This is a genomic window from Bradyrhizobium sp. R2.2-H, from assembly GCF_004346455.1.
Classification (GTDB): domain Bacteria; phylum Pseudomonadota; class Alphaproteobacteria; order Rhizobiales; family Xanthobacteraceae; genus Bradyrhizobium; species Bradyrhizobium diversitatis.
On the sequence record NZ_SMBR01000011.1, the window covers coordinates 120,819 to 139,711 of the forward strand.

Consider the following 18,893-nt stretch of genomic DNA (forward strand, 5'->3'; position numbering starts at 1 on the left):
CCCCTTGTGGGAGAGTGCCGTAGGGTGGGCAAAGGCGCACTTGCGCCGTGCGCACCATCTATCCTGTTCTCGGTAGAAATGGTGGGCACGCTGCGCTTTGCCCACCCTACGGCATCGACGTTCAGGCCACAGCCCGCCTGCCGATGATCGCAAAGCGCAGCTTGCCCGAGATGAAATCGATCGCGGCCACCGCAATCAGGATCATCAGGATCAGGAACGAGACCTTCTGCCATTCCAGCACGCGGATCTGCTCGGCGAGCTGGAGGCCGATGCCGCCGGCGCCGACGATGCCTATGATGGTGGCCGAGCGCGTGTTGGATTCGATGTAGTAGAGCACCTGGCCGGCGATGACGGGGAGCACCTGCGGCATCAGGCCGAAGCGGATCTCGTGCAGGGCACTGCCGCCGGAGGCGCGGATGCCCTCGACTTCCTTCTGGTCGGCGGTCTCGATCGCTTCCGAGAACAACTTTCCGAACGCGCCGAAATCCGACACCGCGATCGCCAGCACCCCGGCAAACGGCCCGAGACCCACGACATTGATCCAGACCAGCGCCCAGATCAGCGTGTCGACGCCGCGTATCGAATCGAGGAAGCGCCGGACCGGGAAGCGGAAGAGACCCGACGGCACGATGTTGCGCGCCGCAAGCAGGCTCACCGGCAGCGCGAACAGTGCGGCGAGCGTGGTACCGAGCAGCGCGATCGACAACGTCTCGCCGAGCGCCTTGAGATACAGCGGCAGCGATGAGCCGGGATCTGGCGGGATCATCATCATCGTGATCCAGCCGAGCTGGCTGACGCCGGCAAGGAGACGCGACAGCGAAAAGTCGAGGTCGACCAGCCCGAAAACCAGAATCGCGAGCGCGGCGGCGATCATCGCCGGCGTCGCGAGACGCGCGGACGCCGGCCGGCTGAAGACATCGGGATAGCGCGCGCGAAGCTGTGTCGTATCGATCTCGGGATGGCGGCTCATGTCCGTGCCTCCTTGCCGAACAGGCGGCTACGCAACCAGCCGGTGCCGATGTCGATGAGGAAGACCGTGACGATAATGGTCAGGAGGATCGCGCTGACGTCGGAATAGTAGAACTTGCGGATCGCAACAATCAGCTCCATCCCGATGCCGCCGGCCCCGACAAAGCCCATCACCGAGGCTTCTCGCACGTTGATCTCGAAGCGCAGCAGCGCGTAGCTGACATAGCCCGCGATCACCTGGGGCAGCACGGCAAAACGCATGCAGGACAGCCAGCTTGCCCCGGTCGAGCGCACGCCTTCGACCGGCCTCATGTCGGCATTCTCGACGATCTCGGAGAACTGTTTGCCGAGCGCGCCGGTCGAATGGATGGCAATCGCCAGCACGCCCGCCATCGGTCCCAGACCGAAGGCGATGACGAAGATCAACGCGAACACGATGCTCGGCACGGTACGAGCGAATTCGAGCAGACGGCGCACCACGAACAGCAACCAGCGCGCCGGCGCGGTGTTTTCGGCGGCGAAGAAGTTCAGCGCGACCGCAAAGATCGCTCCGATCAGCGTGCCGACATAGCTGATCAGCAGCGTCTCGCCCAGGAGCTTCAGCCATTTGTGCCAGCCCCAGAACCATTCGCCGATGTCGGTCCAGACGCGCTGGCCATTGTCGAGCGTGAAGATGCGATCGAAGTAGCTGACGAAATTGCCGAAATGGGCGAAGAAGGTGCGCAGGTTCACTTCGGCGCCGATCGCAGCGACGAGCAGCGCGGCGATGAACAGCACGGCGCCAAGCAGCAGGCGCAATCGCTTGCGCGCGACCGCCTTACGGTAAGCCGCATTCAGCGCAGCCAATTGTTGCTCGGGAAGGATCGAGACGGCGATGGTCATTCGGTCGGAGGCGAGCCAGTCATGGAAAGAGCCGGGTCGATTGACCCGGCTCGAGGTGCGTTGTCCCGAACGATCAGGACGCCTTCTTGCGCAGATGGTCGACGAACTTAATCAGCTCGATCGTCTTGTTGTAGTCTTCGTTCGTGACCGGATCCCAGGGCTTGTTCTTGCCGTCGGAGAGCTTCTTGAAGGCTTCGGGGTCCTTCTGTGCTGCTTCCAGGAACGCCTTCCTGATCGCGGCCTTCATGTCGTCCGGAAGGTCGCTGAGATAGGCGACGGGCGAGTTGATGATCATGTCCGACTTCACGATGACGCGGAAGTCCTCCTTCTTCATCGGCGTACCGTCGGCGCTCTTCACCATGCCTTTGTTGAGCATGCGGGTCAGGTTGGAATCGTCATCGGCATTCCACCAGTTGGCGGCGACGTCCACGGTACCTTGCGCGAGCGCCAGCACCGCATTCTCATGGCTGCCGGTGAATACGACCTTGGAGAAGTAGGCCTCGGGATCGACGCCCATCTGGTTCAGCTTGAATCGGGGCATGTTGTTGCCCGACGTCGAGTTCGGGTCGACGAGCCCGAGGTTCTTGCCCTTGAGGTCCTCGACCTTCTGGTAAGGCGATTTCGCCAGCACATAGAAAACCGAGTAGTAGCCCTTTGAGCCGTCAGCATTGACCTCGATCGCGAAAGCATCGGTCTTGACACCGGTCAGCCGGGCGCGGGCGAAGGCTGCAGGGCCGTAATAGCCGATCTGGATATTCCCGGCGCGCTGGCCTTCGATCACGGCGGCGTAGTCGTTGGCGACGCGCAGCGTGACCTTCGTGCCGAGCTCCTTCGACAGATAGTTGATGAAGGGCGTAAAGCGCTCGGTGACGCCGGAGGCGTTCTCGGCGGGAACCACGGCGAGAGTGATCTCCGGGTACTTCTTCCGCCAGTCTTCGGCGGAGGCGGAGGTGGTGAAGGCCAGGGCCGCGGCACCGGCAAGAATCAATCGACGAGTAATCATGATACCCCTCTTCTTCAGCTGGAGTTCGTTTGACGCGAAACGTTGAGTGTGTGCTTCCGCCGCTCAGGCGGCGGCAGCGCTGCCGAGCGCAGGAACCTCCTCGGGCGCGGCGGCCGGCGCAGCGCCCATGGCCTCGTTGGCCTCGAGATCGTAGAGCTCGCGCGCGACCTGGTCGGTCAGTGCCGACGGCGCGCCGTCGAACACCACGCGGCCCGCGGCCATGCCGATCAGGCGGTCGCAATAGCTGCGGGCGAGATCGAGCGAATGCAGGTTGCAGAGCACGGTGATGCCGAAATGCTTGTTGATGCGCAGCAGCGCATCCATCACGATCTTGGTGTTGCGCGGGTCGAGCGAGGCGATCGGCTCGTCGGCCAGAATAATATCGGGCTGCTGCACCAATGCGCGGGCGATCGCCACGCGCTGCTGCTGGCCGCCCGAGAGCTGATCGGCGCGCTGGGCGGCGAGCGAGGCGATGTCGAACTGTTCCAATGCGGACATCGCCAGCGCCTTGTCCTGCTCGGGCCAGGCCTGCAGCAGCGAGCGCCAGGCCGGCATCGTCGCGAGGCGTCCCATCAGCACATTGGTGAGCACGTCGAGCCGGCCGACCAGGTTGAACTGCTGGAAAATCATGGCCGAACGGGCCCGCCACTGCCGCAGCTCCTTGCCGCGCAACGCGGTGACGTCGAGGCCGTCGAACAGGATGCGGCCCTGCGACGGTGCCGCAAGGCGGTTGATCGTCCGCAACAATGTCGACTTGCCGGCGCCGGATCGCCCGATTACACCGACGAAGCCGCCGGGGGAAACCTCAAACGAAGCGTCGTCCACCGCGGCTTTCGCGCCGAAGCGACACGTCAGACCATCGACCACCAGCATGCGGGACTCCAGAGTAGCTGGAGCCAATCGCTAACGTCCATGCTTAACACTTGTGTGACACGGCCGTTGCAGCGCAGCGATCCTGCACACGCCATCCCCCGTCATCTCCACGTCATGACATTGTCATGAATCCACTCGAAGAGGAACGCCCGCCCTCGCAGCTCGGATGCAACATGGCCGTCAAAGCTCTTTCGGTTCAGCCGACCATCGACCCCTCGGCCAAACTGCATGAGACCCGGCTCGGCGCCTATACCGAGGTTGGCGCGCGCACGATCCTGCATGAAGTGGCGATGGGCGATTACTCCTATGTCGTCAACGATTCGCAGATCACCTACACCACCATCGGAAAGTTCTGCTCGATCGCGGCGATGACGCGCATCAATCCCGGCAACCATCCGATGCACCGCACGACACAGGCGCACTTCACCTACCGCTCCAGCGCCTATTTCGACGGTGAGAGCGACGATGCCGAGTTCTTCGACTGGCGGCGCCAGCATCATATCCATATCGGCCACGACGTCTGGGTCGGCCATGGCGCGATCGTGTTGCCGGGTCGCAACATCGGCACTGGCGCGGTGATCGCCGCCGGCGCCATCGTCACCAAGGACGTGCCGGCCTACACCATCGTCGCCGGCAATCCGGCCCGTATCGTGCGGCGACGGTTCTCGGAGGAGATCGCCGGGCGCCTTGCGAAGCTCGCCTGGTGGGACTGGGATCACAACAAATTGCGCGAGGCGCTGCCCGATTTCCGCAAGCTCGGGATTGAAGATTTTCTTTCGACATACGAAGCACGGGCGAGCTCTCTCACCAATCTTCCCAGCAAACGAAGCGCGATCGCGTGACAGACATATTCCTCGAAGGCGGCCGGGCCCTGATCGGCGCCGAGTTCGTCGAAACCTCAATCCTCGTATCGGGAACGGATATTGCGCGGGTCGATGCTTCGCGCGGACGGGCGCGGCTGGCGATCGATGCCCGCGACCTGCTGGTGCTGCCCGGCATCGTCGATCTGCATGGCGATGCCTTCGAGCGACAGATGATGCCGCGCGCCGGCGTCGATTTTCCGATCGACGTCGCGCTCGCCGACAGCGACCGCCAAGCGATCAGCAACGGCATCACCACCGTCTTTCACGCCACGACCTGTTCCTGGGAGCCGGGCCTGCGCAGCGCCGACAATGCGCGCGGCCTGATGGAGGCGATCGAGCGGCAGCGCCCGCAATTCGCCGCTGACACCCGCTTCCATCTGCGGCACGAGACCTACAATCTCGACGCCGAGGCCGAGATCGCCCAGTGGCTCGCCGAGGGCCGCGTCGACCTGTTTGCTTTCAATGACCACATGGACGGCACCGTCGCCGACATGGCCAAGCCGCGCAAGCGCAACCGCATGGTGGAGCGCACCGGACTTTCAGCTGAGGAATTCGACCGGCTGGTTGAGCACGTGGTTTCTCGCGCCGACGAGGTGCCCGCTTCGATGTCGCGCCTCGCCGCTTCTGCGCGCGCGGCCGGCGTGCGGATGCTCTCCCACGATGACGCAACGCCGGCGATGCGCCGGGAGTTTCGCGAACTCGGCGCTGACATCGCGGAGTTTCCGATCAACGAGGAGACGGCGCGGGCGGCAGCGAGCCACGGCGATGCCATCGTCTACGGCGCGCCGAACGTCGTGCGCGGCGGCAGTCACACCGGCTGGACCAGGGCATCCGACATGATCGCCAAGGGGCTCTGCTCGGTGCTGGCGTCGGACTATTATTATCCCGCACAGCTGCTCGCCGCGTTCCGCCTCGCCGCCGATGGCGTGGTGCCGCTGGCACAGGCCTGGGATCTGGTCTCCGCCGGCCCGGCGCGCGCGACCGGCCTTGCCGATCGCGGCATGCTCGCGGAAGGACGCCGCGCCGACATTCTCCTCGTCGACGACAGCGTGAAGCTGCGGCCGCGGCTGATCGCAGTGATCTCGGGCGGCAAACTCGTGCACCTCACCGACGCGACAAGGCTGCTCACTGCCGTAGCGGCGCCGCGCGAGGCTGTCGTCGCGGCTTAAATTGGCTATGCTGAGGTGATGACAGGTTTCCCCCGCTACGCGATCTATTTTGCCGCCGGCGCCGACGGCGCCCTCTCCCGCTTCGGCGCCGAGCTGCTCGGCTATGACGCCCGCACGGGCGACGAGGTGCCGTTCCCGCGCGAGGCGCTGCAGATTGCTCCGGACTGGCACGACCTCACCACCGATCCCCGCAAATACGGCTTTCACGCCACGCTGAAGGCGCCGATGGCGCTGGCATCGGGCAGGACCGAGGCCGAACTCATGGCGGCCTGCGCGACGTTCGCCGGCCAATCGCGGACAATTCCCTTGATCCGCCCCGTCGTCGATACCATCAGCGGCTTCATCGCCGTCATTCCTCCCGAGCCGGTCGACGCTCTCCAGCAGCTTGCCGCCGATTGCGTCCGTGAATTCGACTCCTTTCGCGCGGCCCTCACCGCGGAGGATCGTGCGCGGCGCAAGCCCGAAAAACTCACCGAGCGGCAGCGCGATTATCTCGACCGCTGGGGCTACCCTTACGTGATGGAGGAATTCCGCTTCCACATGACGCTCACGGGACGGCTGGATGCAGAGCGCCGCGGGCCGATTCTGGAGATGTTACGGGCCCGGTTTGCGTCGCTTCATCTCGGCGCGCTGACGATCGACCGCCTCGCATTGTTCAAGCAGGACGAGGCGAAGGCCCGCTTTCGCATCATCGGCGAGTGGGCGTTGACGCGGTAGGCGCCGCACTCTCAGCTCCCGAGATTGAAGGCGAGCGCCACGGCTCCGACCAGGACGAGGCTGGTCGCCCAGACCGCATCCAGATTGAACCAGCTTCGCGAGACGAACTTCAATCCCAGATAGCGGTAGACCAGCCAGGCCAGACATCCACCGGCGCTGACCATCGCGATAACGTGCACCAGCGACACCAGCACCGCCATTCCGACATTTGCTTTCATCAACTCGCCCGCCGCCTGATGGCCGGCATCGAGCTCGAAGGCCCGGCATAGCCCGAGATAGATCGGCACCAGCATCAAGGCGGCGCCATGGGCAATGGCGACGGCAAATGACCACAGCGCCAATTGCGTCGGCGGAATTCGTGCCAGCGCACGCGGATGACGCCGGTCGACCAGCCGATAGACGCCGAAGCCGATGACGAGAAGGCTCGCGACCAGCTGGATCGGACGCTGCCACTCCGCCAGCACGAGCAGGAACGCAAATGGCAGCAGCACGAGAAGCGTTGCAAGGAGATGGCCGGCCGACAGGGCCCACAGCGCGTGGAAAAGCGCGCGCGGGCTCTTGTCCATGAGCCCGGCCGAAACAGCGAGCGGCCATCCCATCCCCGGATTGATCCCGTGGTAGAGACCGCTCGCAACAAGCACGAGCCACAGCCAGCCGAGTGCCGGGCTCGCGTGTCCCCAATCTAGACCGACGGGTAGCAAAAGGAGTCCGTCGAACAATCGCCGCCCTCGAGCCTGATCTGGTGCGCACGATATCCGTCGGGGAAGCTCACGAAATAGTCCTTGTCGAGCTCGAGGCCGCCGTTGCGACCGACATTGGCCATGACCTCCACGCCCGGAACCCCATCGGGATAGAACTGGTCATCCCAGGTGGAATAGAGGGAATTGGTCCAGTAGACGCGCCTGCCATCGCGGCTGATCTCGACCATCTGCGGACCCGCCGCAAATGCCTTGCCGCTCGGATGCGGCGTGCGGCGCGCGATACCGCCGATGTGGACCGAGCCCGCGTGCTTCGGCTTGCGCGGATCACTGACGTCGTACTGGCGCATTTCACCCGTGCCCCAGCACGAGACATAGAGAAACCGGTCATCCATCGACAGGTCGATGTCGGACACCAGCGGCGGCACGGCGCCAAATCCCTGGAGCAGCGGCGGGAGTTTTTCCTTTGGCGCGGGCTCGGGTGGGATCGTCGCCGTCTTCTCCGCATGGAATTTCCCGCCTTCTCGCCACCACGTCCAGATCGATGCTTCGAGATTCGTGGTGTCGACCACGACGCCGACGAAGCCGTACTCGCGAACCGGATCGTGCGCCGGTCGTACCTCCAGCGCCATTTGATGATTGGCGCCGAGGTCAATGGTCTGGACGTTGCGGCGTGCACGAAGATCCCAGAAGTGGAGACGATGTCCATATTTGTTCGCAAGCAGATCTTCCGGGACGATCCCGTTCTCGAATTGTGGCGGCAATGCCCATTCGCTCGTCACCATGTAGTCGCGCGGCAGATTCCACCAGAAATCATAATGCAGCGTCTGTGGACCGCGGTCGATCTCCCATCGTCCGAGGACCTCGAAGGTCTCGCAATCCATGATGAAGACGCCGGGAGGGCCGTCGGTGCCGTCCTTGCCGCCGCCGCCCAGCGTGCTCACGTAGATGCCGTCCGGCCCGCAATGGATCGTGTGTGGCCGCGAGTAGCCGGTCTTCTTGAAGACTTCCTCTGGCTCGATGATCTTGTGGATCTTGGCTTTGGTCGGATCGGGCTTGGTATCGATGATGTAGATGCGCGACGAACGCAGCCCGGGAATGATGAGATAGCGCCGCTCGATGAAGGCATGTCCGGCGAGCGGTGACAAGGCGGAGGAGCACGCATTCCAGCCGAAGTGATGAAACTCATCGCCCTTGTTGGGCATCGTTACGGTGTGGACGATCTGGCTATAGGTCGGCGATCCCGGCTTGACGTCGATGACCGCGAGAGCATCCGGCTTCGAGAAGTCCGGACTGAGCAGCAATGTGTAGGCAAAGTTCTCCGCAGGTGCTTCCATCGCAAGCTTGGGCGATGCGTGAAAGGTGGGATCCGGCCTCATCGTCATGGCACTGCCTCCCTGTTCTGTCGGTTTGCGCCAACCTGACTTGGGATAACGGCATAGTGAAGAGGTGTTTCGATGTGTCGAGATTGCTCCGCAGGGCCGGTTGGCGAGCGTTACAATACGCCACCGCCGGGCTGCGCGAAACTGGCGGAATCGCGTTAATTCGACGCCCTACAGCCGAATGAAAGCCGGCGAGATCAGACGGGGCGCGCGCCTCACACTCAGTGTCGTCCCCGCGAACGCGGGGACCCATAACCCCGGGGAGTGGTTATGAAGCGAGCTGCCACTCCGAGTCTTCGTCAAACTTCCCCTGTGGATATGGGTCCCGGATCTGCGCGCGCTTTGGGCGCGCTTGTCCGGGACGACAGTGGGGCTTACCTCCCCCACCGCAGTGCCAGTGCATCGCGCTCCCTGGCGAGCTCCAGCAAGCCCGCGCGCGTTGCCGGATGCAACGGCTGGAGCGGATGCCGCACGGCTTCCGACTTGATCACACCGCCGGCCTGCATCATGACCTTGCAGGCGATCAGGCCGCATTGGCGGTTCTCGTAGTTGATCAGCGGCAGCCAGCGCTCATAGGCGGTCTTCGCCTCCTCGCGCTTGCCGGCGAAATAGGGATCGATGATCTGGCGGATACCGTCGGGATAGCCGCCGCCGGTCATGGCGCCGGTGGCGCCGGCGTCGAGATCGGCCAGCAGCGTGATCGCCTCCTCGCCGTCCCAGGGGCCTTCGATATCGCTGCCGCCCGCCTCGATCAGGCTGCGGAGCTTCGAAGCCGCGCCTGCCACCTCGATCTTGAAATAGCGGATGTTGGCGAATTCGCGCGCCAGCCGCGCCAGCAGCTCGACCGAGAGCGGCGTGCCGGCCACAGGCGCGTCCTGGATCATGATGGGGATGTCGATCGCGCCCGAGAGCACCTTGAAGAATTCGACGATGCCCTTCTCGGGGACCCGGAAAGTCGCGCCGTGATAGGGCGGCATCACCATTACCATGGCGGCGCCGGCCGCCTCGGCCTGCTTGCTGCGCGCCGCGCACACGGCCGAGCTGAAATGCGTGGTGGTCACGATCACGGGAACCCGGCCAGCCACATGATCCAGCACCGCATGCATCACGGCCTCGCGCTCGGCGTCGGTGAGCACGAACTGCTCGGAGAAATTGGCGAGGATGCAGATGCCGTGCGAGCCGGCATCGATCATGAAATCGATGCAGCGACGCTGGCCCTCGAGATCGAGCTCGCCGCGCTCGTCGAAGATGGTGGGCGCGACCGGGAACACACCGCGATAGGGGCGCTGGGACTTGTGTTGGGGCGTGACCGGCATCGAACTCTCCATCCCTGATATGTCTTACGTCTGTCGCCACGCTCGCGGAGCGAGGCGGCACAGATGTACCCGCCACGCGGACCGGCGGCAATGCCCGCGCGACGTTGGATGGTGAAAGAGCGAAACTACGCGGTCTTCACGGCGCCCAGGAAGCCCTCGACCGCGACGCGCAGGCGATCGGCGTCGGCCGACATCTTCTTGACGGACTCCGACAGCACCGTGCCGGCGTTGCCGGTCTCCTGGTTGAGCCTCGCGACGCTGCCGATGGTGTCCGTCACCTCACGGGTGCCTTGGGCGGCCTGCTGGAAGTTGCGCGAGATCTCCGTGGTCGCCGCGCGCTGCTGCTCGACCGCGGCCGCAATCGCCGTCATCTTCTCATCGATGCCGCCGATGGCGCCGCCGATCGAGCGGATCGCGGCAACGGCCTGGCCGGTGGCGCCCTGGATCTCCTCGACCTGGCGCGAGATCTCTTCCGTCGCTGCCGCGGTCTGCGACGCGAGGCTCTTGACCTCGCCCGCGACGACGGCAAAGCCGCGGCCGGCCTCGCCTGCACGCGCGGCTTCGATAGTGGCGTTCAGCGCCAGGAGGTTGGTCTGGGCGGCGATCGCATTGATCATCTTCACGACCTCGCCGATACGGCTCGCGGTCTGGTCGAGGATCTCGACCGTCGCGTTGGTCTGCTCGGCCTGCGCCACGGCCTCGCGGGCCTCGCGGGCGCTCGACTGCACCTGTGCGGAAATCTCGCCGACGGACGCGGACAGCTCCTCGGTCGCGGCCGCGATGGTCTCGAGATTGTTGGTGGCCTGCTCGGCGGCGGACGAGACCGCGGCGGTCTGGCTGCTGGAGTCCGAGACCAGCGAGCGCACGCCGGTCGCGGTGGCGTCGAGCTCCCGCGTCGAGGCCACGACGCTCTGGATGACCGCCTGCACCGTATCATCGAAACTGCGGCAGGCGGCATCGACAGTGCCCGACCGGGCGAGCTGAAGCGCCTGTTGCGATTCGCGTTCCAGGCCCAGCCGTTCCGCAGTCGCCGCGCTCTCGCGCAGGCTCTCGAGCGCGGCAGCCATGGTGCCGAACTCGTCGGGATGCCGGGATTGCGGCACCGGCGTCGCATAATCGCGCGCGCTGATGCGGGCGATGGCATCGAGGATCGCGCGCACCGGACGCATCAGGCGGTGGCGCACCACGAACACGCCGGCCACGGTCACGGTCAGCGCGAGCATGAACGCGAACGACTGCACGACGAGATTGGTGAGGGCTTTCGCCTGAACCGTCTCCGCACGCGCGATCGACAGGTCGAGCGCCTTGCTGGCGACCGCGACGATGGACGCGAACGGCGACTGGCACAGCGCATTCCATTCCGAGGCGGGCAGCGCGGGACGGCCGCTGCCGTCGAAGCCCTTGGTGATCTCGCCGATCTGCTTGAGGGCGCCGTCAGTCTTGGCCTTCGCGTCCTTGGCCGCGTTGACCAGGTCGGCCGGCACGTCAGGCGCAGCCAGCAGCTCCTCCATGCCGGTCCAGCCGGCGGTGACGACGCCGTTCCATCCGGCCACGGTCTGCTTCTGGGTGTCATCGAGCGGCTTGCTGGCGTTGACGTTCGGCCGCAGGGTCGAGCACTGGATGCCATAGCGGTCGCGCACCTGCCAGGCGAGGCGGCGGGCCTGGATCATGCGGGCGATGTAGGGATCGTTCATCCAGGCGCGGTTCGACACCGCGGTGGACGCGAGATTGGCGGTCTCGATCACCTTGGTGATCGCATCGTACCAGGGCGCGGTACGCTCCAGCTTGCGTTCCGCGCGCGTCAACTTGGCCTCGTCATAGAACAACTGGAATTTTGGCGCGGCCTCGCTCCAGCGCTGCTTCAGCGTGCTCGCGAGCTCCTCGCGCCGGGCGAATTCGATGGTGGAGAGCGCGGCGGCGATGGCGTCGAAGCCGGACTGCTCGGCCTTCTCGACAACGCCGAGCTTGGCGCGCGGATCGTCCTCACCGAGCAATGCGCTCTGGGCATCGCCGCGATTGCTGCGCAGGGCGACCACACCATGGAAGATCGACTTGTCGGCATTCGCCAGCCGTTCAGTCTCCAGGCTGTCGCTGTAGCGGTCGAAGGCGCCGCCCATCTGGATCGCCGTGCTGATCAATGCTCCGGCGGCCAGCAGGGTCATCAGGACCAGGAGGAGTGTGCTTACCGAATTCTTAAAAATGGACATGGGTCAAGGGACCTAACTCTCGGGAGAGGCCACCTTGCACCGCGACATGCCAATGTTTCGTTAAGGTTTTAGTTGAATCCGTGCGATCCAACCTGCACGCATTCGGGATCCCTTTATGCGACCTTGGTAAAATCCGGCGCCCGGCGCTCGGCGAACGCCGTGAACGCCTCGCGCGCCTCCGCGGTGCGCAGGCGCTGCGCGAACTGCTCGCCTTCGGCCTGCATCTGGGCGACCAGCGCCTCGCCGTTGCGCATCAGCTTCTTGGTGGCCGTGAGCGCGCCGAGCGGCTGACGGGCGAGACGCTGCGCGAGGGCGAGCGCCTCGGCATCGAGCTTGTCGAGCGGTACCACACGGTTGGCGAGGCCCCATTCAAGCGCCGACTTGGCCGGCACGGTCTCGCCGAGCGCGAACATCTCATAGGCGCGCGCATAGCCGATGCGCGCCGGCATCAGCAGGCTGGAGGCGGCCTCCGGCACCAGCGCGAGGCTGACGAAGGGCGTCGACAGCTGCGCGTTGTCGGCGAGCACGATGAGATCGCAATGCAGCAGCATCGTGGTGCCGACGCCGACGGCACGGCCCTGCACGGCTGCGACCAGCGGCCGGGTGCAGCGCGCCAGCGACTGGATGAAGCGCACGACGTTGCGGCTGCCTTCGGATTTGCCGGCTGCGACCGCGGCGAATTCGCCGACGTCGTTGCCGGCGGTGAACATGTCGCCCTCGCCGCGAATCAGGATCACGCGAGCGGACGGATCGAACTCGGCGGATTCGATCGTGTCCGCCAGCTTGCCGTACATCGCATCGGTCAGCGCGTTCTTCTTGTCGGGACGCGCCAGTGTCAGGGTGAGAATTCCGCCGTTGCTCTCGATTCGGACGTGCTCGGTCATTCGTCTGCTCCGTGTTGTTCGTTTGAACTTCTTGGAAACTTGTCCTGAATGCTCGTCAGCCAGCGTGCGACGATGTCGATCTCCGCGGCCGTAAATCCCTCCGTCAGCGCAGCGTTGACCTCCGCCGCCGACGTCTTCGCATGCGCCAGCGCGCTGCGCCCTTTGGGCGTCAGCCAGATGCGCCAGGCGCGGCCATCCTCGCTATCGGCGCGCCGCTCGATCAGTCTTGCGGCTGCGGTACGGTCGACCAGGCCGGAAATGCCGGCCGGCCCCATATCGAGCGCCGCGCCCGCCTCGCCGATCAGGACGCCGTCCTGCTTGCCGAGGATGAACAGCAGCCCGGCCTGCGCCGGCGTCACCGTGCTCTGCGGCTGCGCCGCCATCCAGCGCTGCAGGCGCCGATGCGCGACGCTCAGCAGGTAGATCAGCCGATGATGCTTCGCTGCGGCCTCATTATTTCGCATGCGAAGTATATAGCCGGACGGATCCGGATTGTCAAAGGGCGCCGCTAGGCCGGCGCCGCGCGACAGCCGTCGAGGAACAAGGCCGCGCAGGTCTGCACCCGGCGCTCGATCTGCTTGCGTGACGGCAAAGGCAGGCCGCCATAGATCGCCGCGCGCTGCGGCGCCGATGCGACCATGCCGATCAGCATGCCGGCGGCTTCCTCGGCATCCTCGATCACGACTCGCTTGCGCCTGACCTGGACGCGCAACCAGCCGGCGAGTGCCGTCACGGTGCGGGAGATGCCGTTCCTGTAGAAGTTCGCTGCGAGATCGGGAAAGGCAGCCGATTCCTGCAGCACCATGCGCTGCAACGCCACGACCTCCGGATCGAGCGCGAGATCGGCGCAGGCGAGCAACGCGGCGCGCAAGCCGGTTTCGATATCGACCTCATCGCTTCCTTGCAGGTCGACGGCGGAGAGCAATCGCTCCAGCCGGTCGGCGCACATCGCCTCGAACAACGCAGCCTTGCCCGGAAACAGCCGATACAGCGTCCTGGTCGAAATGCCGGCGCGGCGCGCCAGCTCTTCTGTGCTGGTCGCCTCATAGCCGTCGCGGGCAAAGGCGTGCCGTGCGGCGTCGAAGACGATCCGCCTGGTCTCGTCGTCGCTGCGGACCGGTGGCCGCCCGCGCGGACGAACTTCGCTGTCCAATCTTGCCTGAGCCATGCCTTTAAATGACGCCTGTCATTCCATTGACAATTCCAAAGCTAGTCTCATTTTGGAAATTATCAAGTTTCCTAATTCAGGGGAGCCGGCCATGACCGTCCACACCACCCCATCCGCCGCCGCCCAGGCTGCTGTGACAGCAACCGCCCTGGAGGGCGTCCTGCCCGCCGCGCCGGCCCACGTGAGCCACGAAAATCCCAACCTTCGCAAGCTGTTGCTGATGGCGGCCGCGGCCGTCGCGCTGGCCGGCACCAGCTGGTACGGCTACGATTACTGGACCGTCGGCCAGTACCTCGTCTCCACCGACGACGCCTATGTGAAGGCCGACAACACCACCATCGCGCCGAAGGTCAGCGGCTATCTCAACCACGTTCTGGTCGCCGATAACGAGCATGTGAAAGCCGGCCAGGTGCTGGCCCGGATCGACGACCGCGACTTCAAGGTCGCGCTCGACCAGGCTCGCGCCGACGTCCAGGCGGCGAACGCGGCGGTCGTCAGCAAGGCGGCACAGCTCGAGGTTCAGCAAGCCGTGATCACTGCCGCCAGGGCGACCATCGATGTCGACACGGCCGCAAAGACCTTCGCGCAGCAGGAGAACAAGCGCTACACGGATCTCGCCAGGACCGGCTATGGCAGCGTGCAGAATGCGCAGCAGGCCCAGGCGCGCGACGCCGGCGCGGACGCCGCGATCGCGCGCGATAGCGCCAACCTCATCTCCGCGCAGAAGCAGGTCGATCTCCTCAAGGCCGAGATCGCGCAAGCCAAGGCCACCGCCGCGCGCGCAGCCGCGATCCAGCAGCAGGCGGAGCTCAATCTCGGCTACACCAGGATCGTCTCGCCGATCGACGGCGTCGTCGGCAATCGATCCTTGCGCGTCGGCCAGTTCGTGCAGGCGGGCACGCAGCTGATGTCGATCGTGCCGACCGATGCCGCCTATGTCGTCGCCAATTTCAAGGAAACGCAGCTCACCCATGTGCGGGCGGGACAGGCCGTCGATATCGAGGTCGACATGTTCCCGGGCCAGGTCCTGCATGGTCACGTCGATTCCATCTCGCCGGCCAGCGGCCAGGAATTCGCGCTGCTGCCGCCCGACAACGCCACGGGCAATTTCACCAAGGTGGTGCAGCGCATCCCGGTCAAGATTGTGCTCGACGACAAGTATGGGCCTGCGATCGCGCTGCGGCCCGGCATGTCCGTGATCCCCACCATTGCAACACGTTCGACCGCGCCGGCCGCGAATGCGGCCGTGACGCCCAAAGCCAAGCTCGTCTCCGGAGGGTCGTGCCATGTCAAACAGCCTCTCAATCTCGACGCAAGCAACACCGGCCGCGACGCCTGATCGCTCCGCGAGCGATCCCGACCGCGCGAGCCTCGCAACCTGGACCGCCGTGCTCGCCGCCATGATCGGCTCGTTCATGGCGATCCTGAACATCCAGATCACCAATGCCTCGCTGGCCAATATCGAAGGCGGCATCGGCACCGGCGCCGACAACGGTTCCTGGATCTCGACCTCGTATCTGATTGGCGAGATCATCGTGATCCCGCTGACCGATTACCTTAGCCGCGTGTTCACGTTCCGCCGCTACATGCTGGCGAGCGCAACGCTGTTCGCGGCGTTCTCGGTCGCCTGCGCCTTCACCCATGATCTCCCGTCGATGATCGCGATGCGCGGCCTTCAAGGCTTTGCCGGCGGCGTGCTGATCCCGATGGCCTTCACGCTGGTCCTGACCAAGCTGCCGAAGCCGCAGCAGCCGGTCGGACTCGCCATCTTCGCGCTGTCAGTCACCTTTGCACCGGCAATCGGCCCGACCATCGGCGGCTATCTCACCGAGACCTATGGCTGGCGCACCATCTTCTTTGTCAACGTGATCCCGACCGCCGTGATGGTCGCTGCACTCTATTTGACGCTGGAGCGGCAGAAGATGCAGCTTGGTCTCCTGAAGGAAGGCGACTGGGCCGGCATCGTCACCATGGCGATCGGCTTGTCGGCGCTGCAAGCCGTGCTCGAGGAAGGCAACAAGGACGACTGGTTCTCCTCCCCTTTCATCGTCAAGCTGGCGATCGTCGCAGCCGTCAGCCTGACGCTGTTCGTCGCGATCGAGCTCAGAATCGAAAAGCCGCTGATCCGGCTGCGCCTGCTGACGCAGCGCAATTTCGGCTTCGGCACCGTCGCGATGACCATGGTCGGCTTTGCGCTGTTCGGTTCGGTCTACATCCTGCCCGCCTATCTCGGCCAGGCGCAGGGCTACAATTCCGAGCAGATCGGCAACGTGCTGGCCTGGACCGGCCTGCCGCAACTCGTGCTGATCCCGCTGATTCCCAGGATGATGCAGCGCTTCGACACGCGCTACATCGCCATCACCGGCCTTCTGATCTTCGCCTACAGCTGCTTCATGAACACGGCGATGTCGCCGGACTATGCCGGTGACCAGCTCTGGATTCCGAACATCGTGCGCGCGATCGGCCAGGCCATGGTGCTGACGCCGCTGACCTCGGTGCTGTCAGGCGGCATCGCGCCGCAGGATGCTGCCGCGGCCTCCGGCATCAGCAACGTGTTCCGCAATCTCGGCGGCGCGATCGGAACGGCGACGCTCGCGACGATCATCACGAAGCGCGAGCAGTTCCATTCCAACATCATCGGACATTCGGTCACGCTCGGCCGCGAGGAGGTCCGCAGCCGCATCACCCAGATGACGGACTATTTCATGGCCCACGGTGTCCCCGATCCAAACGCCGCACGCGAGCAAGCCATCATCGCGCTCGGCAAGACCGTAAGACGCCAGGCGCTGGTGATGGGCTATTCCGACACCTTTGCGGTGATCGGCGCCGTGCTGGTCCTGGCCGCGATCGCAGTGCTGCTGACGCGGCGCGTGAAGGCAGCCGGCGGGCCCGCGCATTAGCGGGAGGTCGCCGTGCCCTGGGCTTGTTCCGGGCATCCACGTCAGCCGTGCGGCGCGACAGGAGCGCGCTGGCCGCGGCGAGCCCGGCCATGACGCTGCGGCGACCATCCGTGCCTCACGGCGCACAGGCAAAGCTCGACGCCTCCGTCACCGCACCCGCCTTGTAGTGCGGCCAGGCCGGCCAGCGGCACAGCGGCAGCGCGCGCAGCGTCGCGAACGACGGCGCCTCGACCTTCTGCTCGCTGACTTCGAGATCGCCGGGCGCCTTGCCGTTCTCGACCCAGTCGACCAGCACGCTCAGCATGTCGACATTGGCCGGCGCGCCGGAGCCGACATGGTCGACACCGGGCGCGGTGTAGAGCCGCGCGAATTCCGCCGTCTCGGCCTTGCCCATCCTGCGTTCGACGCTCTCGAAATAGCGGATGCCGGCATAGGGGCTCTGGGCGTAATCGGCCATGTGCTCGAGCATGATCAGACGGCCGCCGCGCATCCGGAAGCGGCTGAGGTCGGGATCGGTCGAATCCATCAGCTTCGAGACCTCGAGCAGCCGCGCCTTGTGGTGCTCCACGTTGTAGGTGGTGACATCGAGCTTCGGATCGCGCGCGAAGACATATTGAATGCCGCCGGCTCCGTAGATCCAGGCGATGCCGTTGTTGGGCGCAGGCGGCTGCGCCGGCGGCGCGGTGCCGAGCCACCACGCGACCCAGCCGCCGGTCGGTCCGATCGCCGGCGTGTCCTCGCCCGAGACGCCCCAGCCCGGATAATCGTCGAGGCCATTGGCGAGCGCGAACGGGAATTTGTAGGTCGCATGCAGCGTGTTGATCGCCTTGATCTGGGGATCGGTGAGGCACCGATCGCCGCTCTGGCCCGCCGCGCAGCGCAGCGTCTCGACCTTGAATGCCGCCTTGCAGGCGACCGGATCCTGCACCAGCGCATCGTCGGAGCCGTCGGCCTTGTCGCAAGCCGCCCGCACGGCATCGCCGACCAGCTTCACCTGCGCCGGATTGATCCAGCCCTCCCCCATGGTCACCAGGCCCGAGCGCGTTCCGGCATGCTGCAGGCCGACCCAGTTGATGACAGGCACCCGCGCGAAGATCCCGTCGAAATCATCGGGGTAGCGCTGCGCCATGGTCAGGCCTTCGCGGCCGCCTTCGGACGAGCCCATGAAGTACATCTTGTCCGGCTTCTTGCCGTAGGCGCGCTGCATCAGGGTCACTGCCGCGTCGCGCACCTTCTTGTAGGCGCGATGGGCGAAGTTCTCGAAGGCCTCGTCGTTCAGCGCAAAAACCTGCGGCGGCTCGCCCGGCCTGGATTCATGGCCGGAGTCGGTGCCGTAGGTGACGAAGCCGCGCGCGAGCGGTGACGGCTTGTCGAAGGGATAGGCCGGCGGCAGCGCAAGGCCCGTGATCAGCACGCCATTGAAACCGCCGCCGCCATATTGCAGCGAGCGGCCGTTCCATTCGACGGGAAGGTTGACCTGGAATTTGATCGGCGGCGCCTTGGGATCGGTGGGGTCGATATGGCCGAGCACCTTGCAGAAGGCAGGATTGGCGGGCGTGATGCGCCCCGACGGCGTCGGCCCACGTTCGGCGACGGCCAGTTGCGATGGCGCCTGCAAGCTCGCGGCATCGATCTTCACGGCATCGGTGCCGCCGACCAGCCCCTTGCAGACCGTCTCGGCATCCTCCGCCAGCGTCATCGCCAACGCACCATTCGCGCTCATTGCGGCCGCTGTGCCTACGAGCCATGCACACAGCTTCGCTCTGTTTCGCTTCATCGTTTCCACCCGGCTTGTTCTGTTGCACTCGGAAGTTGGCCGCATTCAATGCAACCTTCGCCCGTCCGTCAATTGCTGACGCCGG

At 65.2% G+C, this 18,893-nt stretch carries 17 protein-coding genes; 5 read left to right on the plus strand and 12 right to left on the minus strand.

The window, feature by feature from the left end:
* Positions 1-121: 121 nt before the first annotated feature.
* From phnE (EDE08_RS26695) to phnC, 4 genes are all read right to left on the minus strand, one after another.
* Positions 122-970 carry a phosphonate ABC transporter, permease protein PhnE gene (phnE, locus tag EDE08_RS26695; protein WP_131871726.1) on the minus strand — a complete coding sequence of 283 codons (849 nt, stop codon included), beginning with the start codon at positions 968-970 and terminating at the stop codon, positions 122-124.
* Positions 967-1,851 (minus strand): phosphonate ABC transporter, permease protein PhnE, encoded by an 885-nt coding sequence (phnE, locus tag EDE08_RS26700; RefSeq protein ID WP_131871727.1) that lies wholly within the window; start codon positions 1,849-1,851, stop codon positions 967-969. Before phnE (EDE08_RS26700) ends, phnE (EDE08_RS26695) begins: the two co-directional genes overlap by 4 nt.
* A gap of 73 nt (positions 1,852-1,924) precedes the next feature.
* Positions 1,925-2,854 carry a phosphonate ABC transporter substrate-binding protein gene (gene phnD, locus EDE08_RS26705; protein WP_131871728.1) on the minus strand — a complete coding sequence of 310 codons (930 nt, stop codon included), beginning with the start codon at positions 2,852-2,854 and terminating at the stop codon, positions 1,925-1,927.
* A gap of 63 nt (positions 2,855-2,917) precedes the next feature.
* Positions 2,918-3,727, minus strand: coding sequence for a phosphonate ABC transporter ATP-binding protein (gene phnC, locus EDE08_RS26710; RefSeq protein WP_131871729.1), 810 nt, complete (start codon positions 3,725-3,727; stop codon positions 2,918-2,920).
* A gap of 173 nt (positions 3,728-3,900) precedes the next feature.
* Between phnC and EDE08_RS26715 the strand changes: the two genes are divergently transcribed.
* The 3 genes from EDE08_RS26715 to EDE08_RS26725 are packed head-to-tail and all read left to right on the plus strand — an operon-like array spanning position 3,901 to position 6,476.
* Positions 3,901-4,569, plus strand: coding sequence for a transferase hexapeptide repeat family protein (locus tag EDE08_RS26715; RefSeq protein ID WP_165936197.1), 669 nt, complete (start codon positions 3,901-3,903; stop codon positions 4,567-4,569).
* Positions 4,566-5,759, plus strand: a complete 1,194-nt coding sequence (locus EDE08_RS26720; RefSeq protein ID WP_245524894.1) for an alpha-D-ribose 1-methylphosphonate 5-triphosphate diphosphatase — start codon at positions 4,566-4,568, stop codon at positions 5,757-5,759. The genes EDE08_RS26715 and EDE08_RS26720 overlap by 4 nt, the downstream gene beginning before the upstream one ends.
* 18 nt (positions 5,760-5,777) lie before the next feature.
* Positions 5,778-6,476 (plus strand): DUF1045 domain-containing protein, encoded by a 699-nt coding sequence (locus EDE08_RS26725; protein ID WP_131871732.1) that lies wholly within the window; start codon positions 5,778-5,780, stop codon positions 6,474-6,476.
* An 11-nt stretch (positions 6,477-6,487) separates the two neighbouring features.
* On the opposite strand, the gene EDE08_RS26730 is transcribed toward EDE08_RS26725, so the two are convergent.
* The 7 genes from EDE08_RS26730 to EDE08_RS26760 all read right to left on the minus strand — a co-directional run bounded on the left by EDE08_RS26730 (position 6,488) and on the right by EDE08_RS26760 (position 14,131).
* Positions 6,488-7,075: a hypothetical protein gene (locus EDE08_RS26730; RefSeq protein ID WP_131871733.1), complete on the minus strand. Its 588-nt coding sequence runs from the start codon at positions 7,073-7,075 to the stop codon at positions 6,488-6,490.
* An 83-nt stretch (positions 7,076-7,158) separates the two neighbouring features.
* Positions 7,159-8,559, minus strand: a complete 1,401-nt coding sequence (locus EDE08_RS26735) for a selenium-binding protein SBP56-related protein (RefSeq protein WP_131871734.1) — start codon at positions 8,557-8,559, stop codon at positions 7,159-7,161.
* Between the two features lie 371 nt (positions 8,560-8,930).
* Positions 8,931-9,872, minus strand: a complete 942-nt coding sequence (locus EDE08_RS26740) for a dihydrodipicolinate synthase family protein (RefSeq protein ID WP_131871735.1) — start codon at positions 9,870-9,872, stop codon at positions 8,931-8,933.
* A gap of 125 nt (positions 9,873-9,997) precedes the next feature.
* Positions 9,998-12,079, minus strand: a complete 2,082-nt coding sequence (locus tag EDE08_RS26745) for a methyl-accepting chemotaxis protein (RefSeq protein WP_131871736.1) — start codon at positions 12,077-12,079, stop codon at positions 9,998-10,000.
* A gap of 113 nt (positions 12,080-12,192) precedes the next feature.
* A complete protein-coding gene (locus EDE08_RS26750; protein WP_131871737.1) occupies positions 12,193-12,963 on the minus strand; it encodes an enoyl-CoA hydratase in 771 nt (256 codons plus the stop codon).
* Positions 12,960-13,427 carry a MarR family winged helix-turn-helix transcriptional regulator gene (locus EDE08_RS26755; protein WP_131871738.1) on the minus strand — a complete coding sequence of 156 codons (468 nt, stop codon included), beginning with the start codon at positions 13,425-13,427 and terminating at the stop codon, positions 12,960-12,962. The genes EDE08_RS26750 and EDE08_RS26755 overlap by 4 nt, the downstream gene beginning before the upstream one ends.
* Before the next feature lie 44 nt (positions 13,428-13,471).
* Entirely contained in the window at positions 13,472-14,131 is a 660-nt protein-coding gene (locus tag EDE08_RS26760) for a TetR/AcrR family transcriptional regulator (protein WP_131871739.1), read from the minus strand.
* Between the two features lie 91 nt (positions 14,132-14,222).
* Between EDE08_RS26760 and EDE08_RS26765 the strand changes: the two genes are divergently transcribed.
* The gene (locus EDE08_RS26765) at positions 14,223-15,470 is read left to right on the plus strand and encodes an HlyD family secretion protein (RefSeq protein WP_165936199.1); all 1,248 of its coding nucleotides are present in this window, start codon (positions 14,223-14,225) and stop codon (positions 15,468-15,470) included.
* The gene (locus tag EDE08_RS26770) at positions 15,418-17,031 is read left to right on the plus strand and encodes a DHA2 family efflux MFS transporter permease subunit (protein WP_207913102.1); all 1,614 of its coding nucleotides are present in this window, start codon (positions 15,418-15,420) and stop codon (positions 17,029-17,031) included. Before EDE08_RS26765 ends, EDE08_RS26770 begins: the two co-directional genes overlap by 53 nt.
* A 115-nt stretch (positions 17,032-17,146) precedes the next feature.
* Here EDE08_RS26770 and EDE08_RS26775 read toward each other — a convergent pair whose 3' ends face one another.
* Positions 17,147-18,808, minus strand: coding sequence for a tannase/feruloyl esterase family alpha/beta hydrolase (locus EDE08_RS26775; protein ID WP_165936200.1), 1,662 nt, complete (start codon positions 18,806-18,808; stop codon positions 17,147-17,149).
* Between the last annotated feature and the right edge of the window lie 85 nt (positions 18,809-18,893).

Bases quoted from the DNA above. Each gene is read 5' to 3' on its own strand.
- phnE (WP_131871726.1), bottom strand. From the start codon at position 970: ATGAGCCGCCATCCCGAGATCGATACGACACAGCTTCGCGCGCGCTAT.
- phnE (WP_131871727.1), bottom strand. From the start codon at position 1,851: ATGACCATCGCCGTCTCGATCCTTCCCGAGCAACAATTGGCTGCGCTG.
- phnD (WP_131871728.1), bottom strand. From the start codon at position 2,854: ATGATTACTCGTCGATTGATTCTTGCCGGTGCCGCGGCCCTGGCCTTC.
- phnC (WP_131871729.1), bottom strand. From the start codon at position 3,727: ATGCTGGTGGTCGATGGTCTGACGTGTCGCTTCGGCGCGAAAGCCGCG.
- EDE08_RS26715 (WP_165936197.1), top strand. From the start codon at position 3,901: ATGGCCGTCAAAGCTCTTTCGGTTCAGCCGACCATCGACCCCTCGGCC.
- EDE08_RS26725 (WP_131871732.1), top strand. From the start codon at position 5,778: ATGACAGGTTTCCCCCGCTACGCGATCTATTTTGCCGCCGGCGCCGAC.
- EDE08_RS26730 (WP_131871733.1), bottom strand. From the start codon at position 7,075: ATGGGATGGCCGCTCGCTGTTTCGGCCGGGCTCATGGACAAGAGCCCG.
- EDE08_RS26735 (WP_131871734.1), bottom strand. From the start codon at position 8,559: ATGACGATGAGGCCGGATCCCACCTTTCACGCATCGCCCAAGCTTGCG.
- EDE08_RS26740 (WP_131871735.1), bottom strand. From the start codon at position 9,872: ATGCCGGTCACGCCCCAACACAAGTCCCAGCGCCCCTATCGCGGTGTG.
- EDE08_RS26745 (WP_131871736.1), bottom strand. From the start codon at position 12,079: ATGTCCATTTTTAAGAATTCGGTAAGCACACTCCTCCTGGTCCTGATG.
- EDE08_RS26750 (WP_131871737.1), bottom strand. From the start codon at position 12,963: ATGACCGAGCACGTCCGAATCGAGAGCAACGGCGGAATTCTCACCCTG.
- EDE08_RS26755 (WP_131871738.1), bottom strand. From the start codon at position 13,427: ATGCGAAATAATGAGGCCGCAGCGAAGCATCATCGGCTGATCTACCTG.
- EDE08_RS26760 (WP_131871739.1), bottom strand. From the start codon at position 14,131: ATGGCTCAGGCAAGATTGGACAGCGAAGTTCGTCCGCGCGGGCGGCCA.
- EDE08_RS26765 (WP_165936199.1), top strand. From the start codon at position 14,223: ATGACCGTCCACACCACCCCATCCGCCGCCGCCCAGGCTGCTGTGACA.
- EDE08_RS26770 (WP_207913102.1), top strand. From the start codon at position 15,418: ATGTCAAACAGCCTCTCAATCTCGACGCAAGCAACACCGGCCGCGACG.
- EDE08_RS26775 (WP_165936200.1), bottom strand. From the start codon at position 18,808: ATGAAGCGAAACAGAGCGAAGCTGTGTGCATGGCTCGTAGGCACAGCG.